This is a genomic window from Nocardia sp. NPDC055029 (assembly GCF_053608525.1).
Genome location: NZ_JBSGVQ010000004.1, coordinates 112606 through 127459, shown reverse-complemented (window position 1 = coordinate 127459; position 14854 = coordinate 112606). Strand labels below are relative to the sequence as shown.

Sequence of the window (14854 nt, the reverse complement as noted above, 5' to 3'; positions counted from 1 at the left end):
CACCACCTGAGTTCACGCCGCCTCCCTGAGCTCGGCGGCCACCTCGGAGGCCAGCAGCCCGGTCACGTGCGCGCGCCAGTCCGGCGCGCCGTGCGGGTCGTCGAACCACAGCTCCGGCTCGATCTCGGCCAGCGCCTCGGCGACGTCGACATCGCTTGGCACAGTGTCGAAGTCGAGGACGATCGGGCGCACCGTCGCCGCGGTCACGGTGATCGCGCACCGGCCGTCGGCGGTACGCCTGCCCATCACCACCGCACCGGAACGGCCGAGTGGAGCCAGCGCGATCTTGCGAAAACTGGTGCGCGCCGACAAGCTCGATGCGGGAACCAGGAAGGACCGCACCACCGCACCGGCGGCAAGAACATTCTCACCAGCGCCGGTGACGAAGTCGCGCAACGGAATCAGCCGCTCACCACCACCACGCGGCCAGATGACCACCGTCGCGTCCAGCGCGACCAGCGCACCGAGGACGGCGCCGGCGGGCAGCGAAAGGCAGACGTTCCCGCCGACCGTCGCCGTGCGCCAGATCTTGTGCGAGGCCAGCAGCGCCCGGCAGCCCTGCGCGAACAGCGCGGTGCCAGGCCACTGCGGCCGCAGGACCGCCGACCCGAGTTCCCGGCCAGGCCTGGCGCCAGCCAGTTGCGCGAGCGTGCAGGTCGCGGCGATCTCGAGGCCGTCGCCGCGCTCCAGCAGGGGCGTCCAGCCGAGCGTGGTGATGTCGATCAGCCGGTCGAGGTGGTCGTGCGGTTCGGAGAACAGGAAGGTGCCGCCCGCCAGGACCGCGCTACCCGGGCCGACCTGTGCCAGGTCGGCCCGGTCGCGGGCGAGAACCACCGCCCGAACAGTGTCCAGATCCACGTTCACCTCGCTTGCCTCACCAGCCACAGTAGGGGCCTGGAGTTGCCACGATGTTGCGCGACACCCGCGCCGGATTGCGGGGTGGTTAACCCGGTGTTCGCCATCCAGTGTGCGCCGACCAGAACGAAACCGCAGTTCAGAACGCCAGCAGCGTGGCCTGTGCCTGGGCGGCATCGGCACCGACCGCGGCCTCGTCCACCGTCGTGACAACACCGTCACGCACGACTTCACGCCCGTTCACCAACAGCGCGGCCAAGGGTGGCGCTGACCCGAGCACCAGAGCGACGACCGGATCGTCGATACCCGCGTGCGCGGGCGTATCCAGCCGCCACAGCGCCAGATCGGCCAGCTTGCCCGGCTCGATCGACCCGATCTCGGCGTCCCGCCCGAGCACCCGCGCCCCACCCATGGTCGCCAGTTCCAGCGCGGCACGCACGGTCATCGCCCGCGGCCCGCCGACCGCCCGCGCGTACAGCAGCGCGTTGCGCGGTTCCTCGATCATCGAGCTCGACTCGTTGCTGGCCGCTCCGTCGACACCGAGGCCGACCGGTACCCCGGCCGCCACCAGATCCGCGGTGCGCGCGATCCCCGCCCCGAGCCTGCCGTTGGACGTGGGACAGTGCGCGACGCCGGTCCCCGTCCGCGCCATCGCGGCGATCGCCGGATCGTCGAGGTGCACGGCATGGGCGAACCAGACGTCGGAACCCAGCCAGCCCAGCTGTTCCATGTACTGCGCGGGCGTGCACCCGAAGTTCTCCAGGCAGAAGTCCAGCTCGTCGTCGGTCTCGGCCAGATGGGTATGCAGGCGGACCCCGGCCGACCTGGCCAGCGCCGCGGACTCCCGCATGAGATCACCGGTCACCGAGAACGGCGAGCACGGCGCGAGCGCGATCCGCACCATCGCGTCGAAGGACGGGTCGTGCCACTGCTCGATCGCCGCGGCGCTCGCGGCGAGAATGTCGTCGATCGACTCCACCACCGCGTCGGGCGGCAGCCCACCGTTGCCCTCTCCCAGATCCATCGATCCCCGCGCCGGGTGGAACCGCAGCCCGACCGCCGCCGCCGCACCGATCTCGGCCGCGAGCAGATCGCCGCCACCGCGCGGGAAGACATAGTGATGGTCCGACGACGTGGTGCAGCCGCTGCGCGCCAGCGCGACCAGCGCACCGGTCGCCGCCACCCGCACCGACTTCTCGTCGATCCGCGCCCATACCGGGTACAGCGTGGTCAGCCACTCGAACAGGGTGTTGTCGGCGGCCAGGCCGCGGGTGATCCACTGGTACAGGTGGTGATGGGTGTTCACCAGACCGGGCGTGAGCACGCACCCGCGGCCGTCGATCCGCGTCACCTCGGGCCCGAACGCGGGCGGCTTGCCCGCGCCGACAGCATCGATCCGATTGCCCCGCACCGTGACCCAGCCGTCGCGGTATTCGGTACCCGCCGCGTCGACGGTCACCACCGCGCACCCGTCGATCACCAGATCGGTCACGGCAGCCATGCGAGCCCCGCTTCGGGAGCGTCCGCGCGCTGCAATGTCGCGTGGATCGAGCCGTACGGACGATCCGCCGCCCAGCAGACCTCCCCCTTGTTCTCGATCCCGAACTGCGCCAGGTCGTACTCGAAGTGGTGTTTGTTCGGCGCCGACAGCCGGATCTCGGCGAGTACCGGGAACCGTTCCAGCACCGCGTTTCCCATCGCGTACAGCGTCTGCTGCAATGCCTTGGAGTAGGTTGTCGCGAACAGTTCGAGCAGCGTGGCCCTGATGCCCTCGTACACCTCGTCCCAGTCGAATCCGCCGATCTCGGCGAAGCGCCACCGCACGATCAGCGAGGTGGCGAGCACACGATCGTGTGTGGGGGCCAGCGTCGTGTACTCGTCGGTGAGGAAGTCGGCGAACTCCGAGCCGGTGGACTTGAGCAGCACCAGGTCCTTGATCCCGCCGACCACCCACGTCTGCCGCGCGTCGCCCTTACCCGCCACGGTCACCGCGGCGGTGCGCACCTCAGGGCCCTGCCGCACCCAGGTGTGGTCGTGCTCGCGTCCGTCCACCGAGACCCGCTGCCAGCCATAGGAATCCACGTCGATCCGCGCGCTCGACACCGGCTCGACCGTGTCGACGAAATGCTTCGCCAGCGCGATCGCATATTCCTCGACGGTGTCCAGGCCCGGCTTCTTCGCGTACACGAAGGCGGTGTGTTTCTGGGTATCGGTGGGCAGGACATGACGCTGGTCGCCCTCGATGTAGGCCGCCGCGAAATCGCCACGCAGGGTGGTCGAGACATTCACATCGCGGATCTCGTGGCGCGCATTCTCCTTGTAGAACCGCACAACCCGGTTCTCGGACTTTCCATAACTGTTGTCGGTCAACATGATCGGGCCACTCAGTGCCATCTGCTGCTCAGCTCCCTCGGTAGGTGGAATAGGCGAACGGCGACAACAGCAGCGGCACATGCAGATGCGGCTGCTCACCCACCGTGAACGCGACACAAACCTCCGGATAGAAGGTCTCGGTACCCTGCGCCGCAAAATAGCTGCCGGTGTCGAAGAACAACCGGTAGTCGCCCGGATTCAGCCCGGCCGCGAGTTCTTTCACCCGGCCGTCGGCATCGGTCAGCGCCTCGGTCAGGCGCTGGTCGCCGCGCATCAGCCAGACCGCGACGCCTTCGGCGGGCACCCCGCGCACGGCGTCGAGTACGTGCGTGCTCAGGCCGGTCACGCGTCTGCCACCGTTCGCGCGAGACGCAGCCGGGTGATCTTCGCCAATTCGCTACGCATGACCTGCCTTTCGGTCGACGGATCGTTGTCCAGCCGCGCCCGCAGGACGGCGAGCAGTTCCTCGCCGCTGCGCCCTGCCGCGCAGACCAGGTAGATATGGCCGAACTTCGCCTCGTAGTCGCGGTTGCCCGCGATGAGCTCCGCCTTGACCACGGCACCGGACACCCCGGACTGTTCGCGGGCCGATGCCGCCGAGGTCGGGCGTTCGCCGATCCGCGGGTGACCGGCGAGCGCCTCGTCGATCTCGGCGTCGTCGAGCGCGGCCAGCGCGGCGTCGGCGGCGTCGAACAGCGACTCCGCGGTGGCATAGGGACGGGCGGCGGCGACCGCCCGCGCCCAGCGTGGCGCGGAGCAACAGGAAAGCAATGCCGCCTCGGCGGCCGGGGCGGGTAATGCGTTGAATCCCGCGAGGCCGATCGCTTCGCTCGTCATCGATCCAGCATCGCCCGATCTCCCGGCAGTCGCCACCGTTGTGCACTCGGTCACGTCGGCGTGTCGTCGTCCTTGTGCTCCCCTGCTGTCATCGACCGGCAACATTGCCCTATTAATTTCACCGCCATGCCCCCTATCGACCCGGCGGCGTGCACCGGCATCGTCCTCGCGGCGGGCGCGGGCACCCGCTATGGCAAACCCAAGGCACTCGCCGAGAACGGTGCCTGGCTGCGTTCGGCGATCACCGCCCTGCACGAGGGCGGCTGCGAGCCGGTGGTCGTTCTGCTCGGCGCCACCGGACCCGATCCAGCCGGGCTCGGACTGCCACCGGACACCGCGTGGCGATGGGTCGACGACTGGGCCATCGGGCTCTCCGCGACGGTGCGCGCCGGCCTGCGCGCGGCCGCCGAGGCGGGCACGCGCTATGTGGCCTTCCTGCCCGTCGACATTCCCGATATCGGGGCCGATGTCGTCGCGCGGGTGCTCGCCGCGGCCCGCGCGAGCGAGAGCGGGCTCGCCCGTGGTGTGTTCTCCGACACACCTGGGCACCCCGTTGTGATCGAGAACAAGCACTGGGACGCCATTTCGGCAGGGTCCGCAGGCGATATCGGCGCCGGTTCCTATTTGGGCGGTAGACAGGATATGGTGTGCGTCACGTGCGACGACTTGGCGACAGGGGCCGATCGCGATTTCCCGGAAGTCGGCGCACGATGATCGGAGTTTGAGATATGCGCGATATCGTCGATGACCTTCTGCGAGTGTGGCATTCGGGCCGTACCGGTGGCCTCGCCACCGTGGTCCGTACCATCGGCACCAACGCGCTGCCTATCGGGTCGGGAATGCTCGTCACACCCAATGGCGGAGTCTTCGGATCCATCGCGTCCGGGCGGTTGGAAGAGACCGTCTACGCCGCGGCACTGGAAGCCGCGCAGACCGGGGTGCGGCAACTACGTCGCTACAGTTTGATCACCGGAATGGAATCGGTCTCCGACGACGGCCAGCTGGTCGACATCTTCGTCGAGCCATTCTCCTGCCGCGACTTTCCCGAATTCCCCGCCATCGCCGCCGACATCCAGGCCCATCGCCGGGTCACCGTCTTCACCGTGGTGTGGAATCAGGACCCCGATGTCATCGGCCAGCACCTGGTCACCGATCGCAAGCACGCCACCGAGCTCGTCGCCCTGCCCGAGTCGGACCTGTTCGTCGCGTCCTACTGCCCGCCGCCGCGCCTGATCATCTTCGGCGCCAACGCCTACGCGGCCACCCTGGCGGCCCAGGCACGGATGATCGGCTACCGGGTCAGCATCTGCGATTCGCGTCCCGAGTTCGCCGACCCGGCCTCGTTCCCCGGCGCGGAGGTCGTCGTGGACTGGCCGCACCGCTACCTGAACACCCTCTCGGCCGCGGGCGAAATCGACAGCAGCACGGGCATTGTCGTGCTGGCCAACGAACCGCGCTTCGAGATCCCGCTGCTCACCGTCGCCCTTCGCCTGCCCGAGCTGGGCTATCTTGCCGCCCTCGGCACCCCCGCCGACCAGGCCCGCCGCCTCGACGACCTGCGCGCGGGCGGCTTCGACGAGCCGACCCTGGCTCGACTACACGTGCCGGCCGGGCTCGAGTCCGGCCCGCGCACGCCCGCCGAGACCGCCGTCTTCGTCACCGCCGACTTCCTCGCCTCGCGCGCGGGCCTGCGCCTGGCCGCCCGCCGCGACTACGGGTCGGCGGCGGTCGGCCTGGCGATCTAGGGCCTACTTCAAGCCCGGGTTCTCCGCGTACACCTCGCGCAGGACCGACAGGTCGAACAGCTGCTCGGCCTTGATGTCGATCTTCGCGGTGCGCAAGGCTGCGATGTTCTGCTCGATCAGCGCGTCGGTCATCGACAGCAGGCCGTCGGTCCTGGTCGTTGCCGACACGACCAGGTCGTTCTGCGCGATGGCCTCCTTGGTCTGCTCACCGAGCTCGAGCTTCTGGTCCTTGCCGTAGACCTCGACGGCGAGCCTGGCCGACTCGGCCGGATCGGCGACGGCATCGCGCCAGCCCTTGATCTCGGCGATCAGGAACGCCTTGAGTTTGTCGCGCTCGTTGTCGATGGTCGACTGGGTGACCGTCAGCGTCTCCGCGACCAGCGGCAAGCCGAAATCGGCGAACAGGAAGTTCTCGTTCGCGAAGCCCTTGGCCGCCAGGGTGATCGGCTCGTTGGTCACATAGCTGACCCAGCCGTCGACCTCGCCGTTGGCCAAGGGCGTCGGATCGTACTGGGCGGGCACCACCGTCACCTCGCCCGGCGCGATGCCGTTCGCGGCCAGCAGGGCGCTGAAGATCAGCTGGTTGGTGTCCTGCACGCCGATCTTGCGGCCCTTCATATCGGCGGGTGATGTGATCGGCTTGCCTGCCGAGCTGACAATCGCGAACGGATTCTTCTGATAGGTCGCGCCGACGATCTTGGCGGGTAGCCCCTCCAGGATCGCGGGCGCGGTGGTCTGCGGCGCGGACAGGCCGATCCACACCTTGCCGGTGTCGAGCCCTGCCTCCACCGAGGTACTCGCCGCGCCACCCGCGATGAGATCTACCGCACCGAATCCCGCATCCTTGAAGTATCCCTTCGAATCGGCGAAATACTCACCCGCGAATTCGATGTTCTTCAGCCACGACAACTGCACCGCGACCTTGCCGTATTTCGAACCGTCGTCGGTCGAACCGTTCGGAGAACTGCCCGAACCGCCACCGCATGCGGCGAGCAGACCTGCCCCACCGAGCGCGGCGCCGGTCAGCGCGGAATAGCGGAGAAAGGAACGACGGTCGATACTGTTCATGCGCCGAATGTAGTTTCGGTGCGTTTCGTTCTCTTTGCGTCTGCGTTCCGCCGCTATTCCCGCCCGGACTACGCCTTACCCGCGCTCGGCCCGAACCGCGCGAGCACCAGATTCTCGATCACGCCGACGATCGCGTACAGCAGCACCGACACCACGGTCACCACCACGATCGACGCCCACAGCCGGTTGTACTGGAACATCGGAATGGCGCGCACCAGACTCGCGCCCAAACCCGTTCCACTACCGAGCCATTCACCGAGCAACGCGCCGATCAACGCACCGGGCACCGAGACGCGCGCCGCGGCGAACACCGAGGGCAGCGCGGCGGGGACCGCGACCATCCGCAGCCTGGTCCAGCGCGAGCCACCGTAGGCGGTCACCAATTCCATTGCCTGCCTTGGCGCCGCGCGCAGACCGGTCATGATCATCACCAGCGCCGGGAAGAACACCACGATCGCGGTCAGCACCGCCACCCCCGCCGTGCCGCGGCCGAAGACCAGCACCACGATCGGGCTCAACGCCACCAGCGGCACCGATCGCAGCAGCATCGCCACCGGCATGAACGTCTGCTGCACAGCCGAATACAGCACGAACAGCGCAGCCACCCCCAGCGCGCCGAGCATGCCGACTGTGAAGCCGATCGCGGCGTCGCGCAAGGTGATCGTGAGGTCGTCGAGAATCGCCTGCCGGGCGGTCCCGGCACCCGGCGCGGTCACCAGGTAGCGCCAGATGTCCGAGGGCGTCTTGCCGACCCTCGGCCCGATCTGCGGGAACGCCCGCAGGAACAGCGACCAGATGATCAGCAGCAGGATCAGCGAGGTCGCCAGCGGCAACAGGAACCGGCCGATCCGGCGCAGCACGGTGGCCGTCATCGCCCCTCCTCCGCGGTCGCCGTCCACGGCGTGATCAGTCGCGCGGCCACCGCGACCAGCAGATAGCCGAGCCCGGCCAGCGCGGCGGCGGCCAGCGCCATGCCCCAGGTGCGCGGCACGTTGTAGGCGGTCTGCGCGGCCGTCAGCGCGACCCCGATCCCGCTGTCGACCCCGCCCAGATACTCGCCGATGATCGCGCCGAGCACCGCCGACGGCGCGGCGATCTTCAAGGCGGCGAACGTATTCGGCAGCGCCGCGATCGCCTGCACCCGGTACAGCTGCTGCCAGCGCCCGCCACCGTAGGCGCTCACCAGGTCGAGGCTCGCCGGATCGGCCGAGCGCAAGCCGGTGACCGCGCCGACCATGGTGGTGAAGAAGCAGTACATGGCGGCAAGGAACACCGTCGGCGTGCGGCCGCCGAAAACCACCAGGATGATCGGGCCCAGCGCCACCAGCGGCGTGCAGTAGCTCAGGATGGCCAGCTGGGTGGCAAGCGGCTCGATCCGCGGGATCAGCATGATCAGCGCCGCGATCCCGATCGCGAGCGCGTTGCCCCAGAGGAAACCCTGGAGCGCGCCCGCCGCGGTCACCTGGAAGTTCGGACCGTACAGCCCCCAGCCGTCCGACCACATGGTCGACAGCACCCGCCACGGCGTGGGAATCGTGCCCCCGGCCACCCCGGCCGCAGCCAGGATCCACCACAGCGCGATCAGCGCCGCGACGCCGAGCGCACCGGCGACCCGCTGCGCGCCACTCATGCCACGCCGCCGCGCCCGAACAGCAGCTCGGACAGGTAGTCGCAGAGCTTGTGGAATTCCGGGGTTCGCATCATCTCGGGCGTGCGCGGCCGGGGCAGATCGATCTCGACCACCTCGAGCACCCGCCCCGGGCGCGGGCTCATCACAGCCACGACATCGGAGAGGAACACCGCCTCGCCGATGCCGTGGGTGACCATCAGCGTCGTCGCGGGCTTCTCGGTCCAGATGCGCAGCAGTTCCAGGTTCAGCCGCTGCCTGGTCATGTCGTCGAGCGCGCCGAAGGGTTCGTCGAGCAGCAGCACCGACGGCTGCACCACCAGCGCCCGCGCGATCGAAACCCGTTGGCGCATTCCGCCGGACAACTGCGCGGGCTTGGCCTTCTCGAACCCCTCCAGGCCGACCAGCGCGATCAGCTCGGCGATCCGCTCCGGTTCGACGGGCAGCCCGGCCACCTGCAACGGCAGCCGGATATTCGACTCGACGCTGCGCCACGGCAGCAGCGCCGAATCCTGGAAGGCGATCCCGAGCTGATGACCGCCGCGCAATTGTTCCGGCGTCTGCCCGTTGATCCGCGCGTTGCCCGCGCTCGGCGCGTCCAGGCCCGCCAGAATCCGCAGCACCGTCGATTTGCCGCACCCCGACGGGCCGAGCAGGGACAGGAATGCCCCGGTCGAGGTCTGCAGATCGACCGAGTCCAGCGCCTCGACGGTATTGCGGCCTGCCCGGAAGGTCTTGCTCAACCCGGTGATATCGATCCCGGTTGTAACGCTGCCGGGGATTTCCTTACCCATGCTCGTCACCATAAGAGTGGCTGGTTGCGGCGGTATTTCCGATTCGCAGGCAGTATTGCGCGGCCGTTAACCGTGCTCGAGGTCACCGACAATTCTGCACCGGTAACGAAAATGTCCCGGCGGAGGACATAGAGTGTCGGAGGATCTGACAGCCCAACGGCCGTCGAGCGCATACCGCTCGGCCGACGGGGGAAACACTGCGATGACGGGGCCGACAGGGCCCGTGGACTGGGAACCGACTGTTCGATGAAGCTCTCTGCACTACGTAACGTGGCCGCCCTGCGCACCACCGCCGTGGCTCTGACTGCCGCCCTGTCGGTGGCCGTGATCGCCGCAGGCGGCGCCGCATCCGCCGAGCCCGAGAAGCCCTCTGCCGTGTCGTCCGTCGTCAAGGACGGTCGCACCTGGCATCTGAAGGTGTACTCGGCGGCGATGAAGAAGGACATCACCATCGACGTGCAGCGGCCTGTCGACGAGTCCAAGCCGGCGCCCAACTTCTACATGCTCAACGGCCTCGACGCCGGCGAGGGCTCCGCGAGCTGGTCCGCGCAGACCAACGCGCTCGGCTTCCTCGCCGACAAGCAGGTCAATGTCATCCAGCCGATCGGTGGCCGCGGCAGCTACTACACCGACTGGAAGCAGGAAGACCCGCGGCTGGGTCTGAACAAGTGGACCACCTTCTTCACCCAGGAGCTCCCGCCGCTGCTCGACGCCACCCTCAACTCGACCGGCCTCAACGCGCTGGCCGGGCTGTCCACCTCCGGCACCTCGGTGCTGCAGCTGGCCGAGGCCAAGCCGGGGCTGTTCAAGTCCGTCGCCGCCTACAGCGGCTGCGCGCAGATCGCCGACCCGATGGGCAAGCAGGCCGTCAAGTTCTCCGTGGAGACCTGGGCGGGCGGCAAGACCGCGAACATGTACGGCGCCGACAACGACCCGGCCTGGGTCGACAACGACCCGGTCGTCAACGCGGAGAAGCTGCGCGGCACCAACCTCTACATCTCCAGCGGTAGCGGCATGCCGACCAACGCCGACGTCGCGTACTACCTCAACGGCTCGCCCGGCCCGATGGGCGTGGTCAACCTCGGCCTCGGTATCGGTATCGAAGCGGCGACCAACGCGTGCAGCCAGAACCTGAAGGCCAAGCTGGACTCGCTGGGTATCCCGGCGACCTACCAGTTCACCCCGATGGGCACCCACTACTGGCCGTACTGGGAGCAGGCGCTGCACGAGTCGTGGCCGCTGCTCGCCCAGGGCATGGGTATCTGATTCAGCGAACACCGCAAACGGGAGGCATCCGATCGGATGCCTCCCGTTTCGCGTTCGGTCAGGTCGGCAGTGCCGACGGCCGGACCGAGAGCCCGGACCGGATGAAATAGGCGATCTCGTCGCAGATCTCGTCGACCGAAATCGCGTCGCCGGGAACGGTCGCGTGCACCATCTCCTGGGCCAGGGAATTCACCGCGCCGATCAGGGCGAGCGTGAACAGGTGCACACTGCGCGATTCCGCTTCACCGCGCGCGGCGGCGCGCTGCGCTTCCCTGGTGAGCAGGCCGGAGACCGACCGCCGTTGCATGCGCCGCCATTCCTCCACCGCCGGGCTCACGCCGACCACCTCGACATAGAACACCCGGGCCGCGCGCCGGTCGCGGCAGGTCACCGCGAGAAAAGCACGGAAGCTCTCCACCACGCGCACCACCAGCGGCTGCTCGCTTGCCCGTTCCAATGCCTCGTCGACGCGGTGCAGCGCGGCGGTGTTCAGCCGGTCGACCAGCGCGATCAACAGCGCTTCGCGACTGCCGATGTCCTCGTAGAAACTGCGGGTCGACACATTCGCCGTCGCGCACAAGCGCTCGATCGATGTCGACGCATAACCCTGGGTACCGAATAGTTCCAGCGCCGCGTCGGTCAACCGGTTGCGGCGCATGGCTACTCGCTGCTGACGCGACAATCCACCGTAACTACGACCACTATCGGTTTCATTCACACGCCGAACCACCCGTGAATGCTAGCGCGCAACCGCCGGGCATCCGGGCGAATCGAAAACTGTCCAGGTCATGAATTCCACTGGCACAGCGGAATTGTCAGCCCTCGCTGTCATCGAGTGGCTCGGCCAGCGGCCAGCCACCGGCCGCCAGATGCGAGGCCACTCGGGAGACGTCGTCGGGATCGGGCTGCTCTTTGGCGAAATCGGCGATCGCCGCTTCGATCTCGGCCTGACTGATGGATTCCCGATTCGGGTTGGCCTCGATCAGCTTCTCGCCGACCACCACCACCTCGTAGTCGGTGAGGTGCCGATGCAGCACCGCGAACAACGCGACATAGTCCGATTGCGGGATACCCTGCGGATATCCGGCGCGCAGCCAGCCGAGGACGCGCGAGAGCAGGTTCGGCCGGACGGCGGGGTGGGGGGACGGCTCTGTCATCGAGTCCTCGCTCATGCTTGACCGAACAGATGAATACCGAACTGGTGGGCGATGAACGCCTTGGCGGTGAACAGGATTCCGGCGATCACCACGGTGACGATGATGACCAGGCAGATCAGCGCGCCCGCCAGTGCCGGGTAGTTCCGGCGCACGCGGCCCTGCGGGTCCACCGTCTCGGCATTGGCCCACCAGCGCACCGCGAAGGCGAATACGGCGGGCACGCCGGCGCCGAAGACCAGCGCGGCCAGCACCACTTCCCACAGTGAACTCAGATTCGTGATCACGGTATGCACGTTCGCTCCCCTCTACCCGGCGTGGTTCTGTTCGATCGACGACTGCGGCGGCGCACCGTCGGGCCACTCGTTCACATTGTGGGTGCCGACCGGGTCACGCCGCGACCGCAGGTAGATGCCGAGCGCACCGAAGATCAGGATCCCGAAGACGACGAGGACACCGGGCAGGCCACCGATGAAGTGCGCGATCGCCCAGCAGATCGCGCCGACGACGCCTGCCATCGGCAGCGTCAGCAGCCAGGCAACGGCCATCCGGCCCATCACCCGCCACCGCACCTCGGCGCCCTTGCCGATGCCGGTGCCGAGGATGGAGCCGGTCGCGGTCTGGGTGGTCGACAGCGGCAGGCCGAAATGCGCGGAGGTGAGGATGATCGCCGCCGAGGTCGACTCCGCCGCGAGACCCTGCGGCGACTCGATCTCGACCAGGCCCTTGCCCAGCGTCCGGATGATCCGCCAGCCGCCGAGGTAGGTGCCGAGGGCGATCGCGACCGCACAGGCCGACATCACCCACAGCGGCATGTGGTCGTCCTTGTCGAGCGAGCCGTAGGCGACCAGCGCCAGGAAGATGACGCCCATCGTCTTCTGCGCGTCGTTGGTGCCGTGGGCGAGCGAGACCAGCGACGCCGACCCGATCTGGCCCCAGCGGAAGCCCTCGTTCGACTTGTCCTCGTCGATGCCGCGGGTGATCCGGTACACCAGGTAGGTGGCGATGGCGGCGACCAGCGCGGCGATCACCGGGGCGAGAATCGCGGGGATCACGATCTTGATCAGCACACCTTCGGAGCCCGACACCCAGATCACGCCGCTCCAGCCGAGCGCGGCGATCGTGGAGCCGATGAGCCCGCCGAACAGGGCGTGCGAGGAACTCGACGGCAAGCCGAGCAACCAGGTCAGCAGATTCCACAGAATGCCGCCGACCAGGCCGGCGAACACGATGACCAGCAGATCTTGTCCGCCCACCTCGTTCAATTGGACGATGCCCTTGGCCACAGTCGCCGCCACCGATACCGACAGGAAAGCGCCGATCAGATTCAGCACGCCGGAGAGCGCCACCGCCACGCGCGGCTTCAAGGCACCGGTGGCGATCGAGGTCGCCATGGCATTGGCCGTGTCGTGGAATCCGTTGGTGAAGTCGAATACGAGAGCTGTGGCGATGACGATCAACAGGACCATTAGTTCGGCGCTCACCCGAACAGTGTGTCGTATGCCCGCACCGGATTGCCAAACCGTTGCGGGAAAATCCCCCGCCGGGTCAGCCGGCCGCCCCCAGCGCGCGGACCGCGTCGATCGTGTCAGCCTGCGCGGGCTCCTTGTCCGGCCGGTATCGCAGCACTCTGGCGAACCGCAGGGCGACGCCGCCGGGGTACCTGGTGCTGGTCTGGACGCCGTCGAGCGCGATCTCGACGACGAGTTCGGGGCGCAGGAACACGGCGTGACCGTCGGTGTGCGTCTGGTAGCGCGGGAACTGTTCGGTCTGCCAGCGCAGCAGCTCGTCGGTGAGGCCCTTGAACGTCTTGCCGACCATCACCGGCTCGCCCGTCTCCGGATCGAGGGCGGCCAGGTGCAGGTTCGACAGGAATCCGGTGCGCCTGCCGTACCCCCACTCCGCGCCGATCACCAGCAGGTCGAGGGTGTGCGCCGGTTTGATCTTCTGCCAGGACTTGCCCCGTCTGCCCGCCGCGTACGGCGCGTCGAGCGACTTGACCATCACGCCCTCGTTGCCGACCGCCAGCGCGTCGTCGTAGTACTCGGCGGCGGCCTCGGCATCGGGCGCGACGAGCGCGGGAATGCTGTGCTCGCCCGCCACCCGGTCGAGCATGGTGCGGCGCACGCGCAGCGGCTCGTCGAGCAGGTCGACGCCGTCGAGGTGCAGGCAGTCGAAGAAGTAGGGGTGCAGCAGCAGTTCCCTGGTGTCGCCGACGGTGGCGAACCGGCTCATCGTCTCCTGGAACGGGCGCGGGCGGCCCGCGTCGGTCAGCGCCAAGGTCTCCCCGTCGAGAACCACGCTGGTGCAGTCGAGGCCCGCGACCAGCTCGACCAGTTCGGGAACGCCCGCGGTGATGTCGCGCAGGGCCCTGGTGAACACCCACACCTGCTCGCCGCTGCGGTGCACCTGGATGCGGGCGCCGTCGAGTTTGTGTTCGACGCTCACCTGGGTGCCGAGTTCGGCCAGCGCCTCGTCCAGCGAGCCGCCGGGTGACGCGAGCATCGGCGCGACGGGCCTGCCGACCTCGAGCCGGAACGCGCTCAGCGCCGCCTCGCCGCCGGTGACCGCGGCGGCGGCGGTCGCGGGCAGCTGCCCGGACAGCATGTGCGCGCGCCGCACCACCTCGACCGGGATGCCGGTGGACTCGGCCAGCGCTTCGACGACGACCGCGGTCAGCGCGCCTTGGCGGAGTTCGCCGGTGAGCAGCCGGATCAGGAAGGACTGTTCGTCCGTTGTCGCGGCCGTGAACAGCGACGTCAGCAGTTCGCGCCTGCGCAGGGTCGAGCCGGTGCCGCTGAGCCCGGTCAGCTGCGAGAAGACATCGTCGACCGCGCCGACGGTGAGGTGCGCCGCCGCGCTCGGCGGCGTGTCCAACCCGGCCACCGTGCGCCAGCCCGCCCCGATCCGGCCCTGCACCAGCTCACCGGAGAGCCAGGCCACCACGGTCCCGATTTCCTGCGGGCTCGCGGCAGCGAGGAGCTCGGCCAGCGCGGCGATCTTCGCCTTGCGCGACCGGGTCGCTCGCACCGCCGCCGAGGCCGCGACGACATCGCTGAACAGCACTCGACGACCGTAACCCGGCGGTGTGACACATCGCTCAGCCCACGCTGTTAAGAATCCATTGGCAAGGCT

Annotated in this window: 17 protein-coding genes; 3 read left to right on the top strand and 14 right to left on the bottom strand. The window is 68.5% G+C overall.

Annotated elements, in window-relative coordinates; translation table 11 throughout:
- Positions 1 to 12: 12 nt before the first annotated feature.
- From ACWF9G_RS05415 to uraD, 5 genes are all read right to left on the bottom strand, one after another.
- Complete coding sequence (locus tag ACWF9G_RS05415) at positions 13 to 864, bottom strand: FAD binding domain-containing protein (protein ID WP_452513857.1); 852 nt, start codon at positions 862 to 864, stop codon at positions 13 to 15.
- Between the two features lie 130 nt (positions 865 to 994).
- Positions 995 to 2356: an 8-oxoguanine deaminase gene (locus tag ACWF9G_RS05410; RefSeq protein WP_379304485.1), complete on the bottom strand. Its 1362-nt coding sequence runs from the start codon at positions 2354 to 2356 to the stop codon at positions 995 to 997.
- Complete coding sequence (gene pucL, locus ACWF9G_RS05405; RefSeq protein WP_452513855.1) at positions 2344 to 3249, bottom strand: factor-independent urate hydroxylase; 906 nt, start codon at positions 3247 to 3249, stop codon at positions 2344 to 2346. The genes ACWF9G_RS05410 and pucL overlap by 13 nt, the downstream gene beginning before the upstream one ends.
- A 7-nt stretch (positions 3250 to 3256) precedes the next feature.
- Positions 3257 to 3574: a hydroxyisourate hydrolase gene (uraH, locus tag ACWF9G_RS05400; protein WP_189025351.1), complete on the bottom strand. Its 318-nt coding sequence runs from the start codon at positions 3572 to 3574 to the stop codon at positions 3257 to 3259.
- Positions 3571 to 4065 (bottom strand): 2-oxo-4-hydroxy-4-carboxy-5-ureidoimidazoline decarboxylase, encoded by a 495-nt coding sequence (gene uraD, locus ACWF9G_RS05395; protein WP_452513853.1) that lies wholly within the window; start codon positions 4063 to 4065, stop codon positions 3571 to 3573. Before uraD ends, uraH begins: the two co-directional genes overlap by 4 nt.
- Positions 4066 to 4191: 126 nt before the next feature.
- Between uraD and ACWF9G_RS05390 the strand changes: the two genes are divergently transcribed.
- The gene (locus tag ACWF9G_RS05390; protein WP_452513851.1) at positions 4192 to 4779 is read left to right on the top strand and encodes a nucleotidyltransferase family protein; all 588 of its coding nucleotides are present in this window, start codon (positions 4192 to 4194) and stop codon (positions 4777 to 4779) included.
- A 14-nt stretch (positions 4780 to 4793) separates the two neighbouring features.
- Positions 4794 to 5810: an XdhC family protein gene (locus tag ACWF9G_RS05385; RefSeq protein ID WP_379304475.1), complete on the top strand. Its 1017-nt coding sequence runs from the start codon at positions 4794 to 4796 to the stop codon at positions 5808 to 5810.
- Between the two features lie 3 nt (positions 5811 to 5813).
- On the opposite strand, the gene ACWF9G_RS05380 is transcribed toward ACWF9G_RS05385, so the two are convergent.
- The 4 genes from ACWF9G_RS05380 to ACWF9G_RS05365 all read right to left on the bottom strand — a co-directional run bounded on the left by ACWF9G_RS05380 (position 5814) and on the right by ACWF9G_RS05365 (position 9299).
- Positions 5814 to 6878 (bottom strand): ABC transporter substrate-binding protein, encoded by a 1065-nt coding sequence (locus tag ACWF9G_RS05380; RefSeq protein WP_379304473.1) that lies wholly within the window; start codon positions 6876 to 6878, stop codon positions 5814 to 5816.
- 68 nt (positions 6879 to 6946) lie between these two features.
- Complete coding sequence (locus ACWF9G_RS05375; RefSeq protein WP_452513849.1) at positions 6947 to 7750, bottom strand: ABC transporter permease; 804 nt, start codon at positions 7748 to 7750, stop codon at positions 6947 to 6949.
- Positions 7747 to 8508 carry an ABC transporter permease gene (locus tag ACWF9G_RS05370; RefSeq protein ID WP_452513848.1) on the bottom strand — a complete coding sequence of 254 codons (762 nt, stop codon included), beginning with the start codon at positions 8506 to 8508 and terminating at the stop codon, positions 7747 to 7749. The genes ACWF9G_RS05375 and ACWF9G_RS05370 overlap by 4 nt, the downstream gene beginning before the upstream one ends.
- Positions 8505 to 9299, bottom strand: coding sequence for an ABC transporter ATP-binding protein (locus tag ACWF9G_RS05365; protein ID WP_452513846.1), 795 nt, complete (start codon positions 9297 to 9299; stop codon positions 8505 to 8507). The genes ACWF9G_RS05370 and ACWF9G_RS05365 overlap by 4 nt, the downstream gene beginning before the upstream one ends.
- 246 nt (positions 9300 to 9545) lie before the next feature.
- Between ACWF9G_RS05365 and ACWF9G_RS05360 the strand changes: the two genes are divergently transcribed.
- A complete protein-coding gene (locus ACWF9G_RS05360) occupies positions 9546 to 10565 on the top strand; it encodes an alpha/beta hydrolase (protein WP_379304467.1) in 1020 nt (339 codons plus the stop codon).
- Positions 10566 to 10623: 58 nt separating this feature from the next.
- Here the strand turns inward: ACWF9G_RS05360 and ACWF9G_RS05355 are convergent, their stop codons facing one another.
- From ACWF9G_RS05355 to ACWF9G_RS05335, 5 genes are all read right to left on the bottom strand, one after another.
- Positions 10624 to 11283, bottom strand: a complete 660-nt coding sequence (locus ACWF9G_RS05355; protein ID WP_379304465.1) for a TetR/AcrR family transcriptional regulator — start codon at positions 11281 to 11283, stop codon at positions 10624 to 10626.
- Between the two features lie 97 nt (positions 11284 to 11380).
- Positions 11381 to 11722: a DUF3349 domain-containing protein gene (locus tag ACWF9G_RS05350; protein WP_379304463.1), complete on the bottom strand. Its 342-nt coding sequence runs from the start codon at positions 11720 to 11722 to the stop codon at positions 11381 to 11383.
- An 11-nt stretch (positions 11723 to 11733) separates the two neighbouring features.
- A complete protein-coding gene (locus tag ACWF9G_RS05345) occupies positions 11734 to 12015 on the bottom strand; it encodes a hypothetical protein (RefSeq protein ID WP_379304461.1) in 282 nt (93 codons plus the stop codon).
- 12 nt (positions 12016 to 12027) lie between these two features.
- Positions 12028 to 13203, bottom strand: coding sequence for an inorganic phosphate transporter (locus ACWF9G_RS05340; protein WP_379304459.1), 1176 nt, complete (start codon positions 13201 to 13203; stop codon positions 12028 to 12030).
- A 64-nt stretch (positions 13204 to 13267) separates the two neighbouring features.
- Positions 13268 to 14785: an ATP-dependent DNA ligase gene (locus tag ACWF9G_RS05335; protein ID WP_452513843.1), complete on the bottom strand. Its 1518-nt coding sequence runs from the start codon at positions 14783 to 14785 to the stop codon at positions 13268 to 13270.
- Positions 14786 to 14854 lie beyond the last annotated feature (69 nt).

Bases quoted from the DNA above. Each gene is read 5' to 3' on its own strand.
- ACWF9G_RS05410 (WP_379304485.1), bottom strand. From the start codon at position 2,356: ATGGCTGCCGTGACCGATCTGGTGATCGACGGGTGCGCGGTGGTGACC.
- pucL (WP_452513855.1), bottom strand. From the start codon at position 3,249: ATGGCACTGAGTGGCCCGATCATGTTGACCGACAACAGTTATGGAAAG.
- uraD (WP_452513853.1), bottom strand. From the start codon at position 4,065: ATGACGAGCGAAGCGATCGGCCTCGCGGGATTCAACGCATTACCCGCC.
- ACWF9G_RS05390 (WP_452513851.1), top strand. From the start codon at position 4,192: ATGCCCCCTATCGACCCGGCGGCGTGCACCGGCATCGTCCTCGCGGCG.
- ACWF9G_RS05385 (WP_379304475.1), top strand. From the start codon at position 4,794: ATGCGCGATATCGTCGATGACCTTCTGCGAGTGTGGCATTCGGGCCGT.
- ACWF9G_RS05380 (WP_379304473.1), bottom strand. From the start codon at position 6,878: ATGAACAGTATCGACCGTCGTTCCTTTCTCCGCTATTCCGCGCTGACC.
- ACWF9G_RS05375 (WP_452513849.1), bottom strand. From the start codon at position 7,750: ATGACGGCCACCGTGCTGCGCCGGATCGGCCGGTTCCTGTTGCCGCTG.
- ACWF9G_RS05370 (WP_452513848.1), bottom strand. From the start codon at position 8,508: ATGAGTGGCGCGCAGCGGGTCGCCGGTGCGCTCGGCGTCGCGGCGCTG.
- ACWF9G_RS05365 (WP_452513846.1), bottom strand. From the start codon at position 9,299: ATGGGTAAGGAAATCCCCGGCAGCGTTACAACCGGGATCGATATCACC.
- ACWF9G_RS05360 (WP_379304467.1), top strand. From the start codon at position 9,546: ATGAAGCTCTCTGCACTACGTAACGTGGCCGCCCTGCGCACCACCGCC.
- ACWF9G_RS05350 (WP_379304463.1), bottom strand. From the start codon at position 11,722: ATGACAGAGCCGTCCCCCCACCCCGCCGTCCGGCCGAACCTGCTCTCG.